The sequence below is a fragment of the Microbacterium sp. genome (assembly GCF_035554235.1).
Classification (GTDB): domain Bacteria; phylum Actinomycetota; class Actinomycetes; order Actinomycetales; family Microbacteriaceae; genus Microbacterium.
In genome coordinates this window covers 1-20,722 of record NZ_DATMIO010000057.1, presented here as the reverse complement: position 1 = coordinate 20,722, position 20,722 = coordinate 1, and the positions used below count along the sequence as shown (strand labels likewise).

Annotated in this window: 18 protein-coding genes and 1 pseudogene; 8 read left to right on the top strand and 11 right to left on the bottom strand. The window is 70.9% G+C overall.

The window, feature by feature from the left end; translation table 11 throughout:
• The coding region (locus VNT50_RS02855) for an alpha/beta fold hydrolase (RefSeq protein ID WP_325483588.1) at positions 1-509 on the top strand (509 nt) is incomplete at its 5' end.
• Between the two features lie 113 nt (positions 510-622).
• Positions 623-883 carry a 30S ribosomal protein S20 gene (gene rpsT / locus VNT50_RS02850; RefSeq protein WP_325483587.1) on the top strand — a complete coding sequence of 87 codons (261 nt, stop codon included), beginning with the start codon at positions 623-625 and terminating at the stop codon, positions 881-883.
• 83 nt (positions 884-966) lie between these two features.
• On the opposite strand, the gene holA is transcribed toward rpsT, so the two are convergent.
• From holA to VNT50_RS02825, 5 genes are all read right to left on the bottom strand, one after another.
• Entirely contained in the window at positions 967-2,013 is a 1,047-nt protein-coding gene (gene holA / locus VNT50_RS02845; protein ID WP_325483586.1) for a DNA polymerase III subunit delta, read from the bottom strand.
• Positions 2,014-2,062: 49 nt separating this feature from the next.
• On the bottom strand, positions 2,063-4,384 hold the full coding sequence (locus tag VNT50_RS02840; protein ID WP_325483585.1) for a ComEC/Rec2 family competence protein: 2,322 nt from the start codon (positions 4,382-4,384) through the stop codon (positions 2,063-2,065).
• Positions 4,381-4,989 (bottom strand): ComEA family DNA-binding protein, encoded by a 609-nt coding sequence (locus VNT50_RS02835; RefSeq protein ID WP_325483590.1) that lies wholly within the window; start codon positions 4,987-4,989, stop codon positions 4,381-4,383. Before VNT50_RS02835 ends, VNT50_RS02840 begins: the two co-directional genes overlap by 4 nt.
• A gap of 93 nt (positions 4,990-5,082) precedes the next feature.
• On the bottom strand, positions 5,083-7,677 hold the full coding sequence (leuS, locus tag VNT50_RS02830) for a leucine--tRNA ligase (RefSeq protein ID WP_325483584.1): 2,595 nt from the start codon (positions 7,675-7,677) through the stop codon (positions 5,083-5,085).
• Positions 7,678-7,803: 126 nt separating this feature from the next.
• The gene (locus tag VNT50_RS02825; protein ID WP_325483583.1) at positions 7,804-9,126 is read right to left on the bottom strand and encodes an anthranilate synthase component I family protein; all 1,323 of its coding nucleotides are present in this window, start codon (positions 9,124-9,126) and stop codon (positions 7,804-7,806) included.
• 43 nt (positions 9,127-9,169) lie between these two features.
• Between VNT50_RS02825 and VNT50_RS02820 the strand changes: the two genes are divergently transcribed.
• The 3 genes from VNT50_RS02820 (at position 9,170) to VNT50_RS02810 (ending at position 11,756) form a co-directional block, all read left to right on the top strand.
• On the top strand, positions 9,170-9,880 hold the full coding sequence (locus tag VNT50_RS02820) for a DedA family protein (protein ID WP_325483582.1): 711 nt from the start codon (positions 9,170-9,172) through the stop codon (positions 9,878-9,880).
• A 5-nt stretch (positions 9,881-9,885) separates the two neighbouring features.
• The gene (locus VNT50_RS02815) at positions 9,886-10,896 is read left to right on the top strand and encodes an App1 family protein phosphatidate phosphatase (protein ID WP_325483581.1); all 1,011 of its coding nucleotides are present in this window, start codon (positions 9,886-9,888) and stop codon (positions 10,894-10,896) included.
• 143 nt (positions 10,897-11,039) lie between these two features.
• On the top strand, positions 11,040-11,756 hold the full coding sequence (locus VNT50_RS02810; RefSeq protein ID WP_325483580.1) for an SOS response-associated peptidase: 717 nt from the start codon (positions 11,040-11,042) through the stop codon (positions 11,754-11,756).
• A gap of 125 nt (positions 11,757-11,881) precedes the next feature.
• Here VNT50_RS02810 and VNT50_RS02805 read toward each other — a convergent pair whose 3' ends face one another.
• On the bottom strand, positions 11,882-13,156 hold the full coding sequence (locus tag VNT50_RS02805; protein ID WP_325483579.1) for an HNH endonuclease signature motif containing protein: 1,275 nt from the start codon (positions 13,154-13,156) through the stop codon (positions 11,882-11,884).
• 238 nt (positions 13,157-13,394) lie between these two features.
• Between VNT50_RS02805 and VNT50_RS02800 the strand changes: the two genes are divergently transcribed.
• Positions 13,395-14,303 carry a 3-methyladenine DNA glycosylase gene (locus tag VNT50_RS02800; RefSeq protein ID WP_414683930.1) on the top strand — a complete coding sequence of 303 codons (909 nt, stop codon included), beginning with the start codon at positions 13,395-13,397 and terminating at the stop codon, positions 14,301-14,303.
• 78 nt (positions 14,304-14,381) lie between these two features.
• Here the strand turns inward: VNT50_RS02800 and VNT50_RS02795 are convergent.
• Positions 14,382-15,248, bottom strand: a pseudogene (locus VNT50_RS02795) (glycoside hydrolase family 3 N-terminal domain-containing protein); the annotation flags it as partial.
• A gap of 385 nt (positions 15,249-15,633) precedes the next feature.
• Between VNT50_RS02795 and VNT50_RS02790 the strand changes: the two are divergent.
• Positions 15,634-16,341 (top strand): DUF805 domain-containing protein, encoded by a 708-nt coding sequence (locus VNT50_RS02790; RefSeq protein ID WP_325483578.1) that lies wholly within the window; start codon positions 15,634-15,636, stop codon positions 16,339-16,341.
• An 18-nt stretch (positions 16,342-16,359) separates the two neighbouring features.
• Here the strand turns inward: VNT50_RS02790 and VNT50_RS02785 are convergent, their stop codons facing one another.
• From VNT50_RS02785 to VNT50_RS02770, 4 genes are read right to left on the bottom strand one after another with little or no spacing between them, the layout of a single operon-like run.
• Complete coding sequence (locus VNT50_RS02785) at positions 16,360-17,445, bottom strand: zinc-binding metallopeptidase family protein (protein ID WP_325483577.1); 1,086 nt, start codon at positions 17,443-17,445, stop codon at positions 16,360-16,362.
• 26 nt (positions 17,446-17,471) lie between these two features.
• Positions 17,472-18,647: a PQQ-dependent sugar dehydrogenase gene (locus VNT50_RS02780; RefSeq protein WP_325483576.1), complete on the bottom strand. Its 1,176-nt coding sequence runs from the start codon at positions 18,645-18,647 to the stop codon at positions 17,472-17,474.
• A 6-nt stretch (positions 18,648-18,653) separates the two neighbouring features.
• On the bottom strand, positions 18,654-19,130 hold the full coding sequence (locus VNT50_RS02775; RefSeq protein ID WP_325483575.1) for a VOC family protein: 477 nt from the start codon (positions 19,128-19,130) through the stop codon (positions 18,654-18,656).
• On the bottom strand, positions 19,127-19,564 hold the full coding sequence (locus VNT50_RS02770) for a ribosomal maturation YjgA family protein (protein ID WP_325483574.1): 438 nt from the start codon (positions 19,562-19,564) through the stop codon (positions 19,127-19,129). Before VNT50_RS02770 ends, VNT50_RS02775 begins: the two co-directional genes overlap by 4 nt.
• Positions 19,565-19,592: 28 nt before the next feature.
• On the opposite strand from VNT50_RS02770, the gene VNT50_RS02765 reads away from it, so the two are divergent.
• The gene (locus VNT50_RS02765; protein ID WP_325483573.1) at positions 19,593-20,450 is read left to right on the top strand and encodes a transposase; all 858 of its coding nucleotides are present in this window, start codon (positions 19,593-19,595) and stop codon (positions 20,448-20,450) included.
• The last annotated feature ends 272 nt before the right edge of the window (positions 20,451-20,722 follow it).

The following is a 20,722-nucleotide window of genomic DNA, read 5'->3' as shown; positions in this document are numbered from 1 at the left end:
TGCTCGTCGGGCATTCGATGGGCGGCCTGCTGTGCATCGAGTACGCGGGCCAGGCCGATCCCCCGCCCATCGCGGGGTTCATCGCGGCGTCGAGCACGGCGATCCCCCGCGGGATCGGGCTGACGACGTACCGGCTCATCGCCCGCGGCTTCGACAACCTGCCCAACCGCGGGCTCTGGTTCACCGATCGGATGCTCGACCGCACCCTTCCCGCCCAGACTCGTGCGGACTTCGGCGCGGGCGGCTACGCGTTCGACGCGCAGGACGAAGCGCTGCGGAGCCTCTCGGTGCTCGACCTGTTCTCTGCGCTTCACCGGATCGAGGTGCCGCTGTGGTTCGTCAACGGGCAGTTCGACCAGCTTCGCGTCAACGAGAAGCTGTTCGTGCGCGTGGCGAAGCACGCCGAGCTGATCGTCGTGCCGCGCACGACCCACCTCGTCACCGCGATGCGCCCGCGCGTCTTCAACGCCGTGCTCGACGTCGCGCTCACGACCCTCGAACAGACCTGATAGACTCGGTGATTGGCTTGCGTGTGGGTTATGCCCTCACGACCGCCGTGCGGCAACCCTCTTCTGCCTCCCGGCATTTCCATCGCTCACCGAACGAAAGTCCGATCACTCACGTGGCAAACATCAAGTCGCAGATCAAGCGCAACAAGACCAACGACAAGGCGCACGAGCGCAATAAGGCCGTCAAGAGCGAGCTGAAGACCGCGATCCGTCGCACGCGCGATGCCGTCGTCGCCGGTGACAAGTCCGCTGCCGAGAAGTCGCTGCACGTCGCGACCAAGAAGCTCGACAAGGCCGCCAGCAAGGGCGTCATCCACGCGAACCAGGCGGCGAACCGCAAGTCGGCCATCGCCAAGCAGGTTTCTGCTCTCTAACCAGCCCCCAAGCTCTTTAGCCAGCACCCAACGAAAGCCCGCCCCTCACAGGGCGGGCTTTTCGTCGTTCCCCCGCGACGGGCTCAGGGAGCCTCCTCGCCGAAGCGTGCGCGCGTCGCGATGACCGTCACCATGCGCTCGAGAGCGAAGACGGGGTCCTTCGCCGCGCCCTTCACCTCGGCGTCCGCGCGCGCGGTCGCCTGGATCGCCAGTCCGAGCGTGGACTCCGACCAGCCGGCGAGGTCGCGCCGGGCGCGATCGACCTGCCAGTCCTTCAAGCCGAGCCGAGCCGCCAGGGCGCCGGATGACTCGCGCGTGCCGGCGACGCGGGCCATCGTCCGCAGCTTCGACGCGACGGCGGCCACGAGCGGCACCGGGTCGGCCCCCGAGGCCAGGGCATGGCGGAGAGTGATCAGGGCCTCCCCGTAGCGGCCCGCGATGGCGGTGTCGGCGACGGCGAAGGCGGATGTCTCCACACGGCCTCCGTAGTACCGATCGACGATCTGCTCTGTGATGTCGCCGTCGACGTCGGCGATCAGCTGCTGGCACGCTGCCGCGAGTTCGGTGAGGTCGTCGGCGAAGGCGGAGGTCAGCGACCGCAGCGCGCCCGGCGCGATGCGCCGGCCCGCGGCCTTGAACTCGCCCGCGGCGAAGTCGAACCGATCGGAGTCGCGCTTGACGGCGGCGCAGGGGATCTCGATGGCCCCGCCCTGGCCGGCGCGCAGCGCGTCGAGCAGCTTCTTGCCGCGCACGCTCGCACCGGTGTGGCGGATGATGACGGTCGCGCCGTCCTGCGGGTGGTCGATGTAGCTCAGCGCCTCGGAGAGGAACGCGTCGGAGCACTTCTCGACGCCGGATACGCGGACCAGGCGCGGTTCTCCGAACAGCGAGGGCGAGGTGAGGCCGAGCAGGCTCCCCGACTCGTAGGTGTCGGCCCGGATGTCGGAGACTTCGAGCGAGGGGTCTTCGGCGCGCAGATACTCGCGGATACCGGCGATCGCGCGCTCGGCGCACACCTCTTCGGGGCCTGAGACGAGCACGACCGGCGCCGGCTGCGGGGCGCGCCAAGACACCTGCGGGATGGCGGCGGCCTTCCCCTTCGTGGGGGTTCTGCGCGCGCTGGGGGCCATGCCGCCAGCCTAGCCGGGGCCGTCGACGCCGGGTCGCGAGGATCCCTCGTCACCGCGGCGCGCGCTCGCGCCAGACGTCGACACCGGTCCCCGAGCGGGTGAGCGCGATGAGGCCCTCCTCGTCGGTGCGGGCGATCACCGCATCGAGCTCCTGAAGCACATCGAGGATCTCCTTCCGGGGATGCCCGTAGTCGTTGTCCGCCCCCACGGTGACGAGGGCCACGGCGGGTGCCAGCGCCGCATACAGGGCGGGATCCTGATCCGCGCTGCCGTGATGGGCGATCTTGACGACCGTGTACCGTGCCGCCAGCTCGTCGCTTGCGTGCACGGCGCGCTGGGCCGCGGCGGACAGATCGCCCAGGAGGAGAGCGCGCGGGATGCCCCCTCCCCCGATGTCGAGCACGACGCTCGCGTCGTTTCCCGCGGGGAACGCATGGCCGCCGGCTCGGGGCCAGACGACCCGCCACGATGCCGCGCCGAGCCGCCCCGTGAGCCCCACGTGCCCCTCGACCGCTCGCGCGCCCGCGGCGACCAGCGCGTCGACGAGGGCTTGGTCGTCATGGGATGCCGGGGGCCCGTGCACGACGACATCGACCCGGCCGAGCACCGCGTCGAGCCCGCCGACATGGTCGAGATCGAAGTGGGTCAGCACGAGCAGGTCGATGCGGGAGATCCCGACGCGCGAGAGGCACGCCGCGAGCGGTGCCGGCTCGGGGCCGGTGTCGACGAGGGCGATGCGGCCCTCGGAACGCAGCAGAACGGCATCCCCCTGTCCCACGTCGCATGCCGCGATCGACCAGTCCCCGGGAACGGTGAGCGGCCCGGCCAGCCCGCCGAGCGCGACGCCGCCGCACACCACACCGACCGTCACTGCGAGACAGGTACCCGCGACGCCGCGCAGCGCGGCATCCACCCGCGCCGTTCGTCCGGCTCGTGCGATGACGAGCGCGACGGCTCCCCCGACCGCCGCGAGGGTCGCCACCCCCGGCCAGCCCTCGATCCACGGCAGCACCGCCTCGGGAAGCCCGGCCACGGTGTGCGCGGTCGCAGCGATCCAGGCCGATGGCACCCAGGCGAGCGCAGCGAGGGCGTCCGCCACCCAAGGGAGCGGCGCGGCAAGGCACGCCAGCAGCCCGATGATCGTGGCCAGCGGTGCCGCGGGCCCTGCGACGAGGTTCGCGAGCACGCCGTACAGGGGCACCGTGGGTGAGACGAGCACGATGAGCGGACCGCACGCCAGCTGCGCGGCGAGCGGCACCGACAGGGCGAGGGCGAGCGGCCGCGGCATCCCCCGCGCCAGACCTCTCGCGAGCGGCGGGGCGAGCATGAGCAGCGCGGCGGTCGCGGCGACGGAAAGGCTGAACCCGAGGGATGCCGCGAGCCATGGGTCGCCCACCAGCAGCGCGGTCACGGCCGCACAGAGCACCGCGAGCCCGGCTCCGGTGCGGCCCAGCAGCACGGCGAGCATGCCGATGCTCGCCATCGCGGCGGCGCGGAGCACGCTCGGCTCGGGTGTGACAAGGGCGACGAAACCGCCGAGCGCGAGCAGCGCGGCGATGACGCGCACGCCCCGGGAGGCGCCGCAGGCGGCGGCCGCGGCGAACGCGAAGCCCACGACGATCGCGCAGTTCGCCCCCGACACGGCGGTCAGGTGCGTCAGCGAGCTCGCCTTCATCGCGGCGTCGAGCTCGGCATCGACGGCGCGGGTCTCGCCCACGGCGAGGCCTGGCAGCAGACCGGCTCCGGGTTGCGGCAGCACCGACGCGGTTCGCACGAAGTCGCCGCGCAGCGCCGAGGTGACCTCAAGGATGCCCGCCGGCTCGGCGATCACCTCGACCCCGCGGGATGCGAAGACGACGATGACCGCGGCCTCGCCGGCATCCGCCCCTGCCGCCGTTCCGCGGGCGACGATCTCGCTGCCGAGGTCGAGCACGCCGCCTTCGACCTCCCCGGCGGCGAGCGTGACCGAGATCGGCACGTCGACGGGCGTGCGAGCGCCGCCGACGTCGATGAGGGTCGCCCGCGCCTCGAATCGCAGGCGTCCCTCCGGTCCGCGCTCCACCTTCGTCGTGACCACGGCCGTCACATCGACGGCGCGCCCGCCCGTGAGCGAGACGGAGAGCACCTGCTGCCGCGCGGGCTGGGCGAGGGCGACGTGGGATGCCGCGACCGCCGCGAGCGCGAGCGACAAGGCGATGACAGCCACGACGCCCGCCGAGCGCCGGGCCGCGGCCCAGCCGAGCGCCGCCAGAGCCAGCGTCCAGAGCGCCACGCATACCCACGCGGCGGCCTCGGGGAGGAGGATGGCGGCGAGCGACGCCGCCCATGTCGCGGCGGCGATCGGCACGAGCCTCAGGTCGCGTGCCCTCACACGGTCACCAGCGCCCGGAGCGTCTCGAGCATCTTGTCGCCGATGCCCGGCACCGCGAGCAGGTCTTCGACGCTCGTGAACCGGCCGTTGGCGTCGCGCCACTGGATGATGCGCTGCGCCATCGCCGGACCGATGCGCGGCAGGGTGTCCAGGTCGGCCTCGGTGGCGCTGTTCAGGTTGACGCGCCCGTCGCCGGTGGATCCGTCGCCGGGAGATCCCTCGCCGCTGACCGGCGTCGGCGGGCTCTCGCCGAGAACGGGCACGTGCAGCTGTTCGCCGTCGCCGACCGGGCGCGCGAGGTTCACGGCGCTCGGGTCGGCGTCATCGCGCAGTCCCCCGGCCGCGGCGATCGCATCGACGACCCGCGCGCCCTCGCGGAGCACATAGAGCCCCGGCTGCGCCACCGCCCCGAAGACGTGCACGTACACCGCCGGCGTCGAGATCGGGGCGGGCTCATCGACCGTCACCGACTCGGTCGGCGCCCCGACGCCCCGCAGGATGCCGATGCCCACGGTCACCGCCAGCGCGAGCAGAACGACTACGACGGCGGCGCCGATGCCGAGGCGCCAGCGCGCGGGAGGGCGCGCGTACCCTTCGACGGACATCACCCGCTCACGCTACGAACGCGGCCGGCGCACCCGAAGCTCGCCGACGCGACCGGTGGAGACCGGCGGGATGACGGATGCCTGGGGAGGAGGCTACGCGGGCTTCGTCATGAAGCTGACGACCTTCGGGGGCCGCACGACGGCGCGAACGATCTCGCGGTCGCCGATCGAGCGGAGAACCCGCTCGTCGCCTCGCGCGAGAGCCTCGAGCTGAGCGCTGTCGATGCGGGCGGCGACTTCGAGGGTCGCGCGCACCTTGCCGTCGACCTGCACGACGGCCGTCACGGCGTCTTCGACGAGCAGGGTCGGGTCGGGTTGGCGCCACGGCACGAGGCCGACGAACGGCTTGTAGCCGAGGATCTCCCACATCTCCTCCGCCATGTGCGGCGCGAAGAGGTCGAGGATCATCGCGGTGACCTCGGCGGCCTCGCGCACGGCGGGGTCGGCGGCGCCGGCTCCGGCGTCGATCACCTTGCGGGTGGCGTTGATGAGCTCCATCAGCCGTGCGACGACGACGTTGAACTTCGTCTGCTCGACCAGGCCCGGGGCGTCCGCCAGAAGGCGGTGGGTGATCCGGCGCAGCGCCACATCCCCCTCGGCCCAGACCACGTCCGGGTCGCTGGAGACATCCTTCGCGACGCGCCACGCGCGGGAGAGGAACTTGTGGGCCCCCGTCGTCGAGACGTCTTCCCAGTGGATGTCGTCCTCCACCGGGCCCGCGAACGCGATCGCCACGCGGGTCACGTCGGCGCCGGGGGAATCCATGCTCGCGGCGAACTCGACGAGATTGCCCTTGCTCTTGGACATCTTCGTGCCGCCGAGCAGCACCATGCCCTGGTTCACGAGGGTAGAGAACGGCTCTGTGAAGTCGATCAGGCCCATGTCGAAGAGCACCTTGGTGATGAACCGCGCGTAGAGCAGGTGCAGGATCGCGTGCTCGACGCCGCCGATGTACGAATCGACGGGAGCCCAGCGGTCGGCCTCGCGCGCCGGGAACGCCTCGGAGGCGTCGTTCGGCGACAGGAAGCGAAGGAAGTACCACGAGCTGTCGACGAAGGTGTCCATCGTGTCGGGGTCGCGGCGCGCGGGCGCGCCCGTCTCGGGATCTGCGACGGTCATCCATTCGGTCGCCGCGCCGAGTGGTGACGTTCCCTTGGGCTTCAGGTCGAGGCCCTCGGCGTCGGGCAGGCGCACGGGGAGCTGCTCCTCCGGCACGGGGACGATGCGTCCGTCCTCCGTGTGGATCATGGGGATCGGCGTGCCCCAGAAACGCTGGCGCGAGATGAGCCAATCGCGCAGGCGGAACGTCTTCGCCGCGCGCCCGGTGCCCGCTGCCTCGAGCTGTTCGATGACGCGCGCGATCGCGTTGCGCTTGCTCAGCCCGTCGAGCGAGCCCGAGTTGATCATCCGGCCCTCGCCGGTCAGCGCGATGCCGGTGCGGGCCGGATCGATCGTGTCGAGGGCGTCGCCCTCGGGGTCGATCGGTTCATCGTTCTCGTCGAGTTCGATGACCGGGATGGCACCGGTGACGGGCGCCGTGGTGTCGACGACGACGGTGATCGGCAGGTCGAAGGCACGGGCGAAATCGAGGTCGCGCTGGTCGTGGGCGGGGACGGCCATGACGGCGCCGTGGCCGTAGTCGGCCAGCACGTAGTCCGCCGCCCAGATGGGCAGGCGCGCGCCGTTGACGGGATTGATCGCGTAGCGCTCGAGGAAGACGCCGGTCTTCGGCCGGTCGGTGCTCTGGCGGTCGATGTCGGTCGTCTTCTGCACCCGCTGCAGGTAGTCCGCGAAGCGCGTGCGGACGTCGGAGGAGGAGTCCGCGACGAGCTCGGCGGCCAGATCGGAGTCGGGCGCGACGACGAAGAAGGTCGCCCCGTGCAGCGTGTCGGGGCGGGTCGAGAAGACGGTGACCTTCTCGGGGCGGCCCTCGATCTCGAAGTGGATGTCGGCGCCCACCGAGCGGCCGATCCAGTTGCGCTGCATCTGGAGGACCTTGTGCGGCCAGAAGCCCTCGAGCTGGTTCAGGTCATCGAGCAGCCGGTCGGCGTAGTCGGTGATCTTGAAGTACCACTGCGTGAGCTTCTTCTTGACGACCTCGGCTCCGCAGCGTTCGCAGTGACCGTCGACGACCTGCTCGTTCGCGAGCACGGTCTGATCGTGCGGGCACCAGTTGACCGGGCTGTCCTTGCGGTACGCCAGGCCCCGCTCGTAGAGCTTGAGGAACAGCCACTGGTTCCAGCGGTAGTACTCGGGGTCGCTCGTGTGGAGCACGCGACTCCAGTCGTACGAAGTGCCGAACCGCTTCAGGCTCTGCTTCTGCTGCCCGATGTTCGCGTACGTCCACTCGCGCGGGTCGGCACCGCGCTGGATCGCGGCGTTCTCGGCGGGCAGGCCGAAGGAGTCCCAGCCGATCGGGTTGAGCACGTTGTACCCGCGGTGGCGCCAGAACCGGGCGATCGTGTCGACGTAGGCGTAGTTCTCGGCGTGGCCCATGTGCATATCGCCCGAAGGATAGGGGAACATGCCGAGCACGTACTTGCGCGGGCGGGTGTCTTCCGGTCCGCCGGCCTTGAACGGGTCGGCCTCCACCCAGCGTGCCTGCCACTTCTCCTGAATCGCGAGCGCGTCGTATCCGCTGCTCTCCTGGGAAGAGGCGGACGAGGAGACGGGGGGGCTGTATGACACGGAGTGGTACCAATCGTGCAGAAGTCGGGGGTGCGCAGACGCTCTTTCCAGGTTACCCGACGAGTTCGTCGCGACGCCGGGCGTGACACCGGTCACCGTCGGGCCCCCTCACCAGCCTGGAGCCCGTCACCAGCCTGGAGGAAGGGCAGCACCGAGAGCGGCGAGGGGCGCTCGTGCCTTGATTCCGACCTCCGCCACCTCGGCCGCGGCTTCCGACCCCCACGTGATGCCGCCGCCGGCTCCCACATACGCGCCGCCAGGGTGGGTGATGATGCTGCGGATGATCATGGCGAGATCCGCGGCGCCGTCGTGGCCGACGTAGCCGAAGCAGCCGGCGAAGATGCCGCGGGCCGCGCCCTCGAGGGTGTGCAGGATCGTCATGGCCGACAGCTTCGGGGCACCCGTCATGCTGCCGGCGGGAAAGCACGCGGCGAGGAGATCGTCGAGCGTCGAGCCGGCCCGGAGGCGCCCGGACACCGTGCTGACGAGCTGGTGCACGGCCGCGTACGACTCGACCTCGAGCAGTCCGTCGACGCGGATCGATCCGGGTTCGCTCACGCGCGAGAGATCGTTGCGCATGAGATCCACGATCATGACGTTCTCGGCCTGCTCCTTGGGGCTCGCCCGCAGCTCGGCAGCGAGGGCCGCGTCGGCGGCTGCGTCGGCGCCTCTCGGTCGCGTCCCCTTGATGGGACGCGTGCGGGCGATGCCGTCGGCGACGGTGAGGAACTGCTCGGGGCTCGCGCTCAAGAGGGCGACGTCGCCCGCGCGGACGTAGCCGCCGTGGTGAGCGGGGCTCGAGGCGCGCAGGTGTGCGTAAACGGCTGCGGGGTCGCCGGTGGCGTCGGATGCCGGCACAGTGAACCGGGTCGTGAGGCACAGCTGGTACGCGTCGCCCTCGCGGATGGCGTCGCGGCACCTGGTGATGAGCGACGCGTAGGTCTCAGGGTCGTGGCGGCTCGACGCCATGGCGGACGCCGGGGCGGGCCACGCCGGGGTCTCGGGGGCTGCGGCGATGCGCGCCGCGAGCTCGGCTGCCCACGCTTTCGAGGAGCCCTCGGGCGCAACCGCCCAGACCTGCGACCGAGCGTGGTCGAATGCCGCGAAGCGCTCGGCGCGCAGCCACACCTCGAGCGGGATTCCTTCGTCCGGGCTCGCGATGGGAGCACCCGCAGGGGCCGCGCCGCGTTCGTAGCCGAGCCAGCCGACCCACCCCCCGCGAAATGGCCCGGCGGGCCATTCGCCGGAGGGCCGCGCATCGCACCGCACGGAGCGCACCGCCGCGGCATCCGGCTCTGCCTCACCCTCGCCGAGGTAGCTCCAGCCCGTCCGCGCGTCGCGGCCCGCGTCGAGCCAGAACGCGTGCGGAAGCTGCGACTCTCGGGCTGCGAAAAGACGTTCGGGGTCGATCCAGCCGTCGACGGCGACGGCGACGAGATCGGCGGACATGCTCCCCAGGTTATGGGTTGCGCGTGCCCGTAGGCTCGGTGTCGTGAACGAGTTCCTCACGTGGCTGCTCGACGTCGTGCAGAGCGTCGATCCCGTCGTGCGGACGCTTCTCGCAGGAGTCGCGATCATGCTCGAGACGAGCGTGCTGATCGGTCTCGTGGTGCCGGGCGACACCGTCGTGATCGTCGCCGCGACCGCGGTCTCGTCGGTACCGGAGGGGATCCTGCTCGGTGTCGCGGTCGTGGTCGGCGCGCTCATCGGCGAGAGCATCGGGTTCTGGCTGGGGCGATGGCTGGGGCCGAAGATCCGGGACTCCTGGGTCGGGCGCAGGATCGGCCACGACCATTGGGAGCGCTCCGAGCGCTACCTCCGTCGGCGCGGCGGTCCGGCGATCTTCCTCTCTCGCTTCCTGCCGGTGCTGCACTCCCTCGTGCCGCTCACGGTCGGAATGAGCGGGTTCGGCTATCGGCGGTTCCTCGCGTGGACCGTGCCGGCCTGCGTGCTCTGGGCGACCGCCTACATCTCCGTCGCGGCCCTCGCGGCGGGGACGTACCGCGAGCTCTCCAACACCGCCCACTTCGCCGGATACCTGTTCGTCGGCATCATCGTGCTCTTCCTGGCCGCCGCCTTCGTCGGGAAGAAGCTCATCGAGCGACTGGAGCGTCGGCACATGCACGACGAGGAAGCCGCGGGCGGCGAGGTCGCGGCGGATGCCGCCGCGGAGATTTCGCCGGATGGCGGCGTGGAAGACTAGACGGGATGTCACCCAAGATCCACTGGTTCGCGCGCCTCGAGTACCGCTACCACTCATGGCGCGAGCGGCGTGCGCGCAAGCGCGGGATGACGGCGACCGTGACGCCGTTCCCCGGATACGGCGGGCCCGGCTGGGTGCGGGTCGTGGGGCGGGCGCTCATCGTCCGGCCTCCCCGCAAGACCGAGACGGGCGAGTACGCCAGCGTGCGCGGCTGGCGGAGCTTCCTGGGCATCCCCGTCGGGTTCGCGCAGGTTTCGGTCACGATCGGCGACCGCACCTTCGAGGTCGTCGCCGACCGGGGCGGAGTCATCGACACGCGCATCGAGGTGTCGCTCGAGCCCGGCTGGCAGACGATCTCGCTGTCGGCCGAGAGCGGGGAGCCCGTCGAGGCCCGGGTCTTCATCGTCGGCCCCGAGATCTGCTTCGGGGTCGTCTCCGACGTGGATGACACGGTCATGGTGACCGCGCTCCCCCGTCCGTTCATCGCGGCCTGGAACTCGTTCGTCGTCGACGAGCACGCGCGGCTTCCGGTTCCCGGGATGGCGGTGCTGCTCGAACGGCTGGTGCGCACCAATCCTGGCGCGCCGATGGTCTACCTCTCCACCGGCGCCTGGAACATCGCCCCCACGCTCAGCCGGTTCCTCTCGCGGCACCTGTTCCCGCCGGGGGCGATGCTGCTGACCGATTGGGGCCCGACCCACGACCGGTGGTTCCGCAGCGGCATGGATCACAAGCTGGCGAACCTGCGGCGTCTCGCTCAGGAATTCCCGCAGGTCACGTGGCTGCTGATCGGCGACGACGGCCAGAAGGATGACGCGATCTACACCCAGTTCACGAGCGAGTTCCCCGGTTCGGTGGCCGGGGTTGCCATTCGCCGCCTGTCCCCCGCGGAAGCGGTGCTCGCCGGTGGGCGCACCGTCGTCGACGATCACTCGGACGTGCCCGTGCCGTGGGTGACTGCGTCAGACGGTGCGGGCCTGCTCGAGCGCCTCGAAGAGGTCGGGCTGGCTTCGTAGTCTCCGTTCCCCGGATGCCGCGGGCCCGACATACGCACCACTCGAGGTTTCTACGTGCGACCGCGTAGCGTGCACGCCGCCACGGTGCGCGTCCGGCCGGCGCGGCCGGCCAGCGTGTCCGGCTGCGGCGTAGGCTGGCCGGCATGTGCGGACGCTTCGTCGTCGCGAAAGCGGCATCCGATCTCGTGGCCTTCCTCGACGTCGACACCGAGGGCGACGACCTGCCCGGGGAGAACTACAACATCGCCCCGACCGACCGTGTGGCGATCGTGCTCGATTCGGCCAAGACCGACCCACCGACCCGGCGACTCGAGCCGGCACGGTGGGGCCTGGTGCCGGGGTGGGCGAAGGACCCGTCCATCGGGTCCAAGTCCTTCAACGCACGCGCCGAGGATCTCGAGGCGAAGCCGATGTTCAGGAAGGCACTCGAGAAGCGCCGCGCCGTCGTGCCGGCATCCGGGTACTACGAGTGGAAGACCCTCGAGGGCACGAAGACCCCGCACTTCATCCACCCCGCCGACGGCTCGACCCTCCTGATGGCGGGCCTCTACGAGTGGTGGAAGAACGCCGCGCTGGCCGACGACGACCCGGCGCGCTGGATGCTGAGCTTTACCATTCTCACGCGCGACTCGATCGGCCGCCTCGGCTCGATCCACGACCGCATGCCGCTCTTCATGGACGAAGCGCACGCCGAGGCCTGGCTTGATCCGACGACCGACAACGTGCGCGACGTCTTGGATGCCGCGATCGATGCCGCCCCCGAGGTCGCCGAGACGCTCGATGACTACGAGGTGTCGAAGGCGGTCGGGAACGCGCGCAACAACGGGCCGGAACTCATCGAGCCCGCAGACGCTGACTGACGCCCGCCAAGATCACGTGCGGAGCGGACGCCGACTGACGCCCGCCAAGATCACGTGCGGAGCGGGCGCCACTGCGCCGCGCAGATCATGTCCTCACCGCGCGCCGCAGATGCTCGCGCACATCATCACGTCCTCAACACCCGGCGCTCGGGCGGGGACTCGTACCGCCGGCCGCTCGGCGCCGTGAACCGCATGTGTCCAGCCGCGCCGTGCGCGTAGCGCCAGTTCGCGAGGTGCTTGAGGCGGTGGTGGCGACGGCAGAGGTGAGCGAGGTTGCCCGCGCACGTGGCCCCGTCCTCGACGACTGCGGTCGTGTGATCGAGGTCGCAGCGCAGCGCCGGGCGCGAGCATCCCGGATGCCGGCACACGCCGTCTCTGTAGCGCAGCCACGCCTTGAGACGCCGGGAAGGAACGCGCGCGTGCTCGTCTATCGTGATCGGGGCGCCGGTCACCGGATCCGTCAGGATGCGGACGAACGACGATGCCTGACCGCACAGCTGGCGCGCGGTCTCGGGGTCGATCGGCCCGACGCCGTCGAGCTCGGCCGGATCGAGCGGCTGCCCGTCGGGACCGACCCGGTGACCGAGCAGGACGAGCGCCGGGACGGTGAGCGACACGGTCGGCACGATCCGCCGGAAGGTCTCGAGCGGCGATGGCACGGGCAGTTCCTCACCCGACTCGCCGAGCACGCAGGCGCACTCGGGTGCCAGCAACGCCGCAAGGAAGGCGTCGGCCATCAACTGGTCTTGGGTGCGATCGTCCCCTGCGTAGCGATGCGCGAGAGCCGTCATGCGCAGGCGGTCATCGATCGACGCCGCGAAGCCCGCCGGGACGTAGGCGGAGATCCAGCTCATGCCGTCGCGAACGTGCTCGATCCGCACGTTGCGGTGGCTGCTCGCGCGAGCGTGCCGCACGGCGAAGGACTCGGGCAAGACCCGCTCGCGCTCTCGACGCGCCTGGCGCTTCAGGGTGACGTGGTTGCCCGCGCGCGCGAGGAGCAGCAGCCGTCGTTCCAGTTCAGCCCGCGCGTCCGCATCCATATCGGCGGCTTCGCCGACGATGACCTGGGCCTGCTTGTGCGTGAGGCCGCCCTCGCGCAGCGCGGCGAGTGTCTGGGGAAAGTCCCCCGCGAGCGACTCTGCCTCCGCCATCAGCGAGGTCACGACGTGCTCGGTCGTGCGTGTCGCGGCCGCGACGTCGGCGATCACGGCCCGGCGCGCGAGCGCCTGCCTTTCTCGCTTGCGGAGCACGTCGTCGGAGACCAGCTCGTCGGCCGCTGAACCCGCGAAGGCGGCCAGCTCTGACAGGATCAGGACCCGCTCACCAGCCAGCCGCGCGAGGTCGGTCTCGAGCTCTTCGAGCCTTCCGACGAGGCTATCGACGACGGTGAAGTGGTCCATGAAGGTATCACAACACGAACCGCCGACATTCGAAGCTATGTCCCACATCGTGACATCGCGCACCGTACTCCGACACCGCGTTCTTCGAAAAGGCCCAGGCGCAGGCGGGCCCGCTGCTGTGCGGCGCGCAGCAGCGGGCAAGACCCGCCGGGCCGGAGCACGATGCCCTGACGCCTACGATGCCCTGACACCCACGATGCCCGCACGCCTACGATGCCCTGACGCCTACGATCGAGAGGTGCACTCCCCCGCCCGCTCCGTCGCCACCGCACCCGCAACGCGCCTCCCCACGCGGCTGGATGGCGCGGAGTGGCGCGCCCGCGCCGCGGCCCACGCGGAGCGTGCAGATGCCCTCACCACGGAGCACCGGGTCCGCGCGTCCCGCGGGGAGAAGCATCCGATCTGGGACTTCCTCTTCACGTACTACTCCTACAAGCCCGCGGTGCTGCGGCGCTGGCACCCCGGAGCGGGCGTCGAGATCGAGGATGCCGCGCACGAGCCGCGCGCACGATGGCGCTGGTACGTTCCCGGCGATGCCGCAGGCAGCCTCGTCGTCGATGGGGGCGCCATGGAGCGGGAGAAGGGTGGCTCCCTCGCGACGATCGAGCGCATCCTGCGTCAGACGGCGGCGCGGCCCGGGTCGTTCGGGTGCTTCGGGCTGCACGAATGGGCGATGCTCTACCGGCAGGACCAGCACCGGCACACGGCCCCGCTGCGGCTGGGGCAGACCGGCACGGACACGGTCGTCGAGGGACATGAGCTCCGCTGCACGCACTTCGACGCGTTCCGGTTCTTCACTCCCGAGGCGGTGCCGCGAAACCGCGAGCGGCCGTCACGCGAGGCCCAGCCCGCGATGGAGCAGCCCGGATGCCTGCACGCAGGCATGGACGTCTACAAGTGGGCGGTCAAGCTCGGTCCGCTCGTGCCGGGCGAGGTGCTCCTCGATTCCTTCGCGCTTGCGCGCGACATCCGTCTGCTCGACATGCAGGCGTCCCCCTACGACATGACCGCGTGGGGCGTCGAACCCGTCGCGATCGAGACGACCGACGGCAAGGCCGAGTATGTGCGGCGCCAGCGCGCGTTCGCCGAGAGGTCCAACGAACTCCGTCGGCGCATTCTCACGGCGTGGCGCGGCGAGCCCGGCTGACCAGCCGACCGGAGAGCACTCGACGCACGGCACGAGTCCTCGGCCCTCGGCCGCGAGGGTGAGCCGCAGCCGTGTCACGCGCGTCGCGGCCTCCTGAAGCCGATCTGCCGACAGGGTGCCGCTCTCGACGGCGGCGACGAGTCCGTCGACCATCCGAGGAGCCGTGTCGGCGGTCGACAGCACGACGGCGAGCACCATGTCGTTGCCTGCGGCGATCGCCGCGACGGCGTTCGCGACGGGGTCCTGGTAGGCGGGAATCCCCGAGGTCTGCAGCATCCCGAGGTCGTCGGTGACGGCGATCCCCTCGAATCCCAGCTCCTCGCGGGCGATGCGGTGCCACTCGGCCGACAGCGACGCCGGCGCGGGGTCGACCGCGGTATAGGCGAGGTGGCCGTACATCAGCAGCGGTGCCCCCGCGTCGATCCCGGCCGCGAACGGCAGGGCCTCGGATGCGGCCCACCGGTCGTACGACATGTCGGTCGACGGGATCCCGACGTGCGAGTCGCCGGGCGCCGCGCCGTGACCGGGGAAGTGTTTGAGGGTGGATGCCGCGAACGGATCCCCACCGGCCGTGGCGGGTCCGACCCGTGCCGCCGAATCGACGGCGGTCGTCCCGAGGGAGCGCCGGTAGATGAATGAGCCGGGGTCGGCGGTGAAGTCCGCGACGATGCCGAAGTTCACCCCGATGCCCGCGCGCTCCACGAGCGCGCCGCGCCCGGCGAACGCCGACGCCGCCGCCTCGGGCGGCGCGGTCTTGAGCGTCAGGGAGGAGGGGAGATCGTCCCAGGGCAGGCGGCTCACATCGCCACCCTCCTGGTCGATCGCCAGCACGGGCGGGAGCGCCGGGTCGACCGCGAGCGACGCCGTGATGGCCCTCAGCTCCCCCTCGGAGGCAGGGATGTTCGCGCCCATCAGGATGAATCCGCCGATGCCCGATCCCTGCATGTACGCGCGAAGGCGACCGATGTCCGTGGTGGGGATGTGCCCCATCACCACACTGGCAGCTCGCTCTCGCGTCGACATCGCCGCGACGAGGGTGGATGCCGCCTCCGCCGTGGCGGCATCGGGAGCGGCCTCGATCCGAACCCGTGATCGTGTCGTGCCCGGCGCCGCGGACTCCCCCGGCTCGGGCGCGTCCGCCCCCGCGGCCGCGACAGCGGGAAGCACCGCTCCGAGCCCGATCAGCAGGGCCGTGAGACCGCCGATCGCAGCGGACCGACGCCGGTGCGCGAGCATGGGCCCAGCCTACGCGGCGGCTGAAGCGTGGCTGCGGGGTGAGACGGCTGCGTGCGCTTGAATGGAGCCACACCCGAACAAGGAGTTCGCCCCGATGTCCTACACCGCCCCGCCGCCTCCGGCCGACTGGTACCCCGACCCGCACGGCGGATCGTATCTTCGCTGGTGGAACGGCATCGCGTGGACCGAACAGACGAAGCCGCATTCCGCGCAGGCCGCACTGCCCGCGGCCGAGCACGAGACCCCGGCGCTGAACCCCACGTCGCCGACCGTGCCGTACGCGACCTACCCGGGCGCGCCGGCGGTCTCACCCGGCGCCGTGGTGCCCTACGCGCCGCACGGCGTCGTCGCGGCCTATCCGCCGCACGCCCCCTATCCGCAGCACGGTGGCGTCGCCGCGTACGGCATCCCCTACGACGGCGAGCAGCCGATCGGCGCGTGGCGGTCCCGGGCGGATGACCGCCCGTACATCCGCGGCATGGGCGACGCCATCCGGGTCGTGTTCCAGAAGTACGCGACGTTCGAAGGCCGCGCCACCCGCTCCGAGTTCTGGTACTGGTACCTCTTCGTCAGCATCGTGGTCATCGGGAGCGTACTCATCTCCTGGATCCCCCTCCTCGGAGCGCTGTTGGTGGTCGGAATCGTGCTGTTCGCGCTTGCCGTGCTGATCCCGAACTATGCCGTCGCCGTTCGCCGGCTGCGCGATGCCGGCTACCACTGGGCATTCCTGCTGCTCGCCCTCGTCCCGTTCGGGGGCATCGCCCTCTTCGTGATGTGGTGCCAGCCGAGCAAGCACCCCTGAGCCGGCGCGTCTGCGAGGTCATGCGCGCTCGTCGTCGGGCACCAGGGCGATCGCGATCTGCTCCTCGATCGTCAGCGGCGCGTGCGTCACGAGGTCGTGCATGAAGGCGAGCTTGTGCCGCACCGGGCCCACCAGCTCGAACGGGTAGAGGTCGCCGAAGCCCATCGCGCGGTTGATGCGGTTGAAGGCGCGAGACATCCAATCCCAGTCTCCGAGCAGCTGCTGGATGGGCTGGTCGTCGTACGACATGCGCGGCACGACGTCGGTGTCGCGCAGGTTCGTGACGGCCGCGTCGAGACGGATGCCGATCGCGGCGGCGGTCGCGAGTGTTCCGGTGATGTGCAGATAGTGCGCGAACGTCTCGGCGAAATCCTCCCACGGGTGCATGGTCGCGTACTCCGAGATGAACGCGGTGTGCCACCCTTCGGGGGCGCCCTGCGAGTAGTGCCGCTTCAAGGCATCCTGATAGCTCGCCCGTTCATCGCCGAAGAGCTCGCGGCACTCTGCCCACGTCGCCTCGTCGGTGACGAGCACGTTCTGGTAGTAGTGGCCGACCTCGTGACGGAGGTGTCCCAGCATCGTGCGATAGGGCTCCCCGAGCTTGACCCTGAGGGCCTCGCGGCGGTCATCGAGAGTCTCGGCGAGATCGATGGTGACGATCCCGTTCGCATGCCCGATCAGAACGCGTTGCCCCGACGAGAGGCTCGAGATCAGATCGAACCCGAGCCCTCCGGGTGTGAAGTACCACGGGCGGATCGGCAGGCCGAGGTCGACGAGCTGGAGAATCAGCCGGCGCTTGGACTGCTCCGTCTTCGCGAGCTTTTCGAGGGCGATGGTGTCGTTCGCCGCCGGGGAGGTGCGGGTGAGACGGCACGAGAAGCACTTGCCGGCCGGGGCGTCCTCGCGAACGAGCCAGTTGCAGTCCCAGCCCCGGTTGGAGCACGTGTACCAGGTGACGTCGTCGATGACCGCCTGACCCCCGCGCACCCCGACGAATTGGCGGGTGATGAAGTGATAAGCGAGGTCGGCCTCGCACTGGGGACACACCAGCATGTCGAGATAGACGAAGTGGCGACAGTGCGGACAACGCGGTGCAGTGCTCACCTTGCTTACCGTAATCGCAGACAGGGTCAGGATGCCGGTGTCATCGCAAGTCGCAGAAGCAGGTCGTCCTCGGGCCGAGGGCTCCCGCGTCCGTCGGTGTTGTTGGTGAGGACCCAGAGCGATCCGTCCGGTGCCGCGGCGGCGTCGCGGAGCCTGCCCTGCGCGCCGACCAGCACCGCTTGGGGCGCGCCCGAGATGGCCGCCCCGCTCGTGTCGATGATCCAGAGCCGTTCGCCGCGCAGCCCCGTCACGAACACCGTGTCGCCGACGGCGGCGATGCCGCTGGGGCTGGCCTGGTCGGTGGGCCACTGCGCGACCGGATCGATGAAGGAGCCGGTCCCACCGCCGCCTTCGACGTCGGGCCAGCCGTAGTTCCCGCCGGGGACGATCGCGTTCAGCTCGTCCCACGTGTTCTGTCCGAATTCGCTCGCCCACATCGTTCCATCGCTCGTCCAGGTCAGGCCCTGCACGTTGCGGTGCCCGAGCGACCACACCGCGGTGCCGAACGGGTTCCCGGGCGCGGCATCGCCCGCCGGGGTGAGTCTCAGGATCTTGCCGTTCGGCGAGTCGGGATCCTGCGATGAGCCTCGATCGCCGGCATCCCCCGTCGCGACGTACAGCATCTGATCGGGACCGAATGCGACGCGGCCGCCGTTGTGGTTGCCGGCCCGGGCGATTCCCTCGAACACCACCTCTGCGGCCCCCAGCCCGTAGCCTCCCGCATCGCCCGTCAGCGGCATCCGCACCACCCGGTTGTCCCCCGCAGCACCGTGGTACGCGTACAGCCATGTCACCGCGCCGTTCGCCCACACCGCGAGCCCGTGCAGCCCGGCCTCACCGCCGGGCACGACACCGGGCACGATCCCGACCTCTCGCCGTCCCCCGTCGGGCGTGAGCTCGATGACGCGCCCGTCGTCGCGCTGGCTGATCAGCGCGCCGCCCTCGGCGAGCGGCACGACCGACCATGGGGCCGCCAGACGGGTGGCCAGCGTCTCGGGTTCACCCGCGGGGTGCCACCACCCGGCGACGTCGGGGGTCGCGGCGACCTCGGGCGTCGCGGGCGCCTCGGGGGTCGCAGACGTCTGCGCCGACGGCACCCTCGACGGCGGGACGGGGTCGTTGGGCGGCGCGCCGGAGCACGCCGTCAGCGCAAGAGCGACCGCTACCAGGGCGGCCACCGCACGCCGCCGGGCTCTGAGCACGCGCGGCTACTCCCCCGCAGCGGCAGCCTCGAGGGCGGCGATGTCGATCTTCTTCATGCCCAGCATCGCCTGGATGGCCCGGTGGGAGCGCTCGGGATCGGGGTCGCGGATCAGCTCGACGAGGCGGTCGGGCACGATCTGCCACGAGAGACCCCAGCGGTCCTTGAGCCACGCGCACGGCTGCTCTTCGCCGCCCTCCGCGGTCAGCGCGTCCCAGTACCGGTCGACCTCGGCCTGGTCGGCGCACGAGACGAAGAGCGACACCGCCTCGGTGAACGGGAACTGCGGCCCCGCGTCGAACGCGTAGTAGTCCCGGCCCGCCAGGCGGAAGTGCGCGTGCATCACCTTGCCGGCGAAGCCTGGCATCTCGTCGGCGTAGTGCGCGAGCGAGACGATCTCCGAGTTCGGTATGAGCCGCGTGTAGAACCGGATCGCTTCCTCGGCGCTGTTGTCGAACCACAGGAACGGGGTGACGGCGGTCATGGGAACTCCTCGGGTGGGGGGACGGTTTCAGCCTCGACCCGCCGGCCGCTTCCCGCAAGGGACTTGATCACCAGGTCGAGAACGCTCGCTCCCGCGATGCCGACGGCGTACATCGCGAGGTCCTGGGCACCGAAGACGGTGCCGAAGACGAGCACGAGCGGGGGAAACGCGACCGCCCAGGCCTCCGGCAGGCCGGTGAGCTGGAAGAACTCCACGGCCGCGCACCACGCGAGGGCGATCGCGCCCGCGAGAAGGGGATGCGCGCGCGGCGCGACGAGCACGACCAGCAGATACATCAGCACGGCGTAGAGGATGTCGCCGACGGCATCCGATGTGAATCCACCCGGGAAGAAGGCGTGCACGACCAGTCCGGCCGCGACCACGATCGTGCCGAGAGCGAGTGCCACGACGCGCCGCGTCAAGGGACTGTGCATCGAGTCATCCCTCCGTCAGTATCGGTGCATGGCGACCCTCGAAGACATCGCCCGTGAACTCTACGCGCTCCCCCCGGGCGAGTTCACGGCTGCACGCACGGCGCGGGTCGCCGAGCTCAAAGGAGACGATCCGGTCCTCGCCCGCGCGGTCGTAAGCCTGAAGCGCGCGTCCGTTCCGGCGTGGGTGGTCGGCCAGTTGGTGCGCGCGCGTGCGGATGACATCGAGCGCGCACTGACCCTCGCGGCCGAGATGCGCGACGCGCAGAACGAACTGGATGCCCCCGCCCTCGCGGAGCTCACGCGCGCCCGGCGCCGCCTCACCGGCGCGCTGGCACGGGAGGGCGCCGCGATCGCGGCCGAGAAGGGAGTCGCCCTCTCCAGCGCCGCCCTCGACGACGTGTCGCAGACCCTGCAGGCGGCGATGACGGATGACGCGGCCGCCGCGGCGATCCTCTCCGGCCGTCTCGTCCGCGCCCTCCAGACGGTCGGCTTCGACCCCGTCGACCTCGAGGGTGCCGTCGCCGGTGGAGAGGCATCCATCGCCGCGCGCCCCGCCCCATCGCGCGATGACCTCGCCGAGCGCCGTGAGCGCCGTGCCGCCGAGAAGGCGCTCCGCGACGCGGAGCAGTCGTTCACGAGGGCCACGCGAGACGTGGAGCGCATCGACGCCCGGCTCCGGCAGACCCGGGAGCGGGCGGACGCACTGGCGGAGGCCCGGGACGGACTGGAGAAGGAGCTTGCGCGCGTGCTCACCCAGCTCGAGGAGATGCAGTCCGACGAGCATCGGCTCGAGGACGAGCGCCGTGCTGCCGCGAGTCGCGTCGATACGGCCGAGGCGGAGCGGGAGGCGGCCGAGGCCGCACTCGGGGCACGATCAACGTCGTAGCCGAGGACGAGAAACATTCTATCCAATTCGTATCGTTCCAAATAGAATGGATGCCTGGTGCGATGTCGCCCCCGCCGGGGCAGTCCGCACGGCGCGAGCGCGAGGCCGGACAAGCCGGCGTCGGCTGAGCGTGGTTCAAAGGAGAAACATGTCAGACGCAAATCATGAGCCCAGCCTCGAGACGCTGATCCAGCAGTCCGGCGGTGTGATGAATCTGCTCCGCAACGCGCCGCTCGCGCGATGGGCCCCGCCCGGGTACCCGACCGAGTACT

Coding starts and splice junctions, on each gene's coding strand:
- VNT50_RS02765 (WP_325483573.1), top strand. CDS start 19,593: ATGGCGACCCTCGAAGACATCGCCCGTGAACTCTACGCGCTCCCCCCG.
- VNT50_RS02805 (WP_325483579.1), bottom strand. CDS start 13,156: ATGGACCACTTCACCGTCGTCGATAGCCTCGTCGGAAGGCTCGAAGAG.
- VNT50_RS02825 (WP_325483583.1), bottom strand. CDS start 9,126: ATGTCCGCCGATCTCGTCGCCGTCGCCGTCGACGGCTGGATCGACCCC.
- VNT50_RS02775 (WP_325483575.1), bottom strand. CDS start 19,130: ATGACCGCCGTCACCCCGTTCCTGTGGTTCGACAACAGCGCCGAGGAA.
- VNT50_RS02770 (WP_325483574.1), bottom strand. CDS start 19,564: ATGCACAGTCCCTTGACGCGGCGCGTCGTGGCACTCGCTCTCGGCACG.
- VNT50_RS02835 (WP_325483590.1), bottom strand. CDS start 4,989: ATGTCCGTCGAAGGGTACGCGCGCCCTCCCGCGCGCTGGCGCCTCGGC.
- holA (WP_325483586.1), bottom strand. CDS start 2,013: ATGGCCCCCAGCGCGCGCAGAACCCCCACGAAGGGGAAGGCCGCCGCC.
- VNT50_RS02790 (WP_325483578.1), top strand. CDS start 15,634: ATGTCCTACACCGCCCCGCCGCCTCCGGCCGACTGGTACCCCGACCCG.
- VNT50_RS02815 (WP_325483581.1), top strand. CDS start 9,886: ATGTCACCCAAGATCCACTGGTTCGCGCGCCTCGAGTACCGCTACCAC.
- VNT50_RS02810 (WP_325483580.1), top strand. CDS start 11,040: ATGTGCGGACGCTTCGTCGTCGCGAAAGCGGCATCCGATCTCGTGGCC.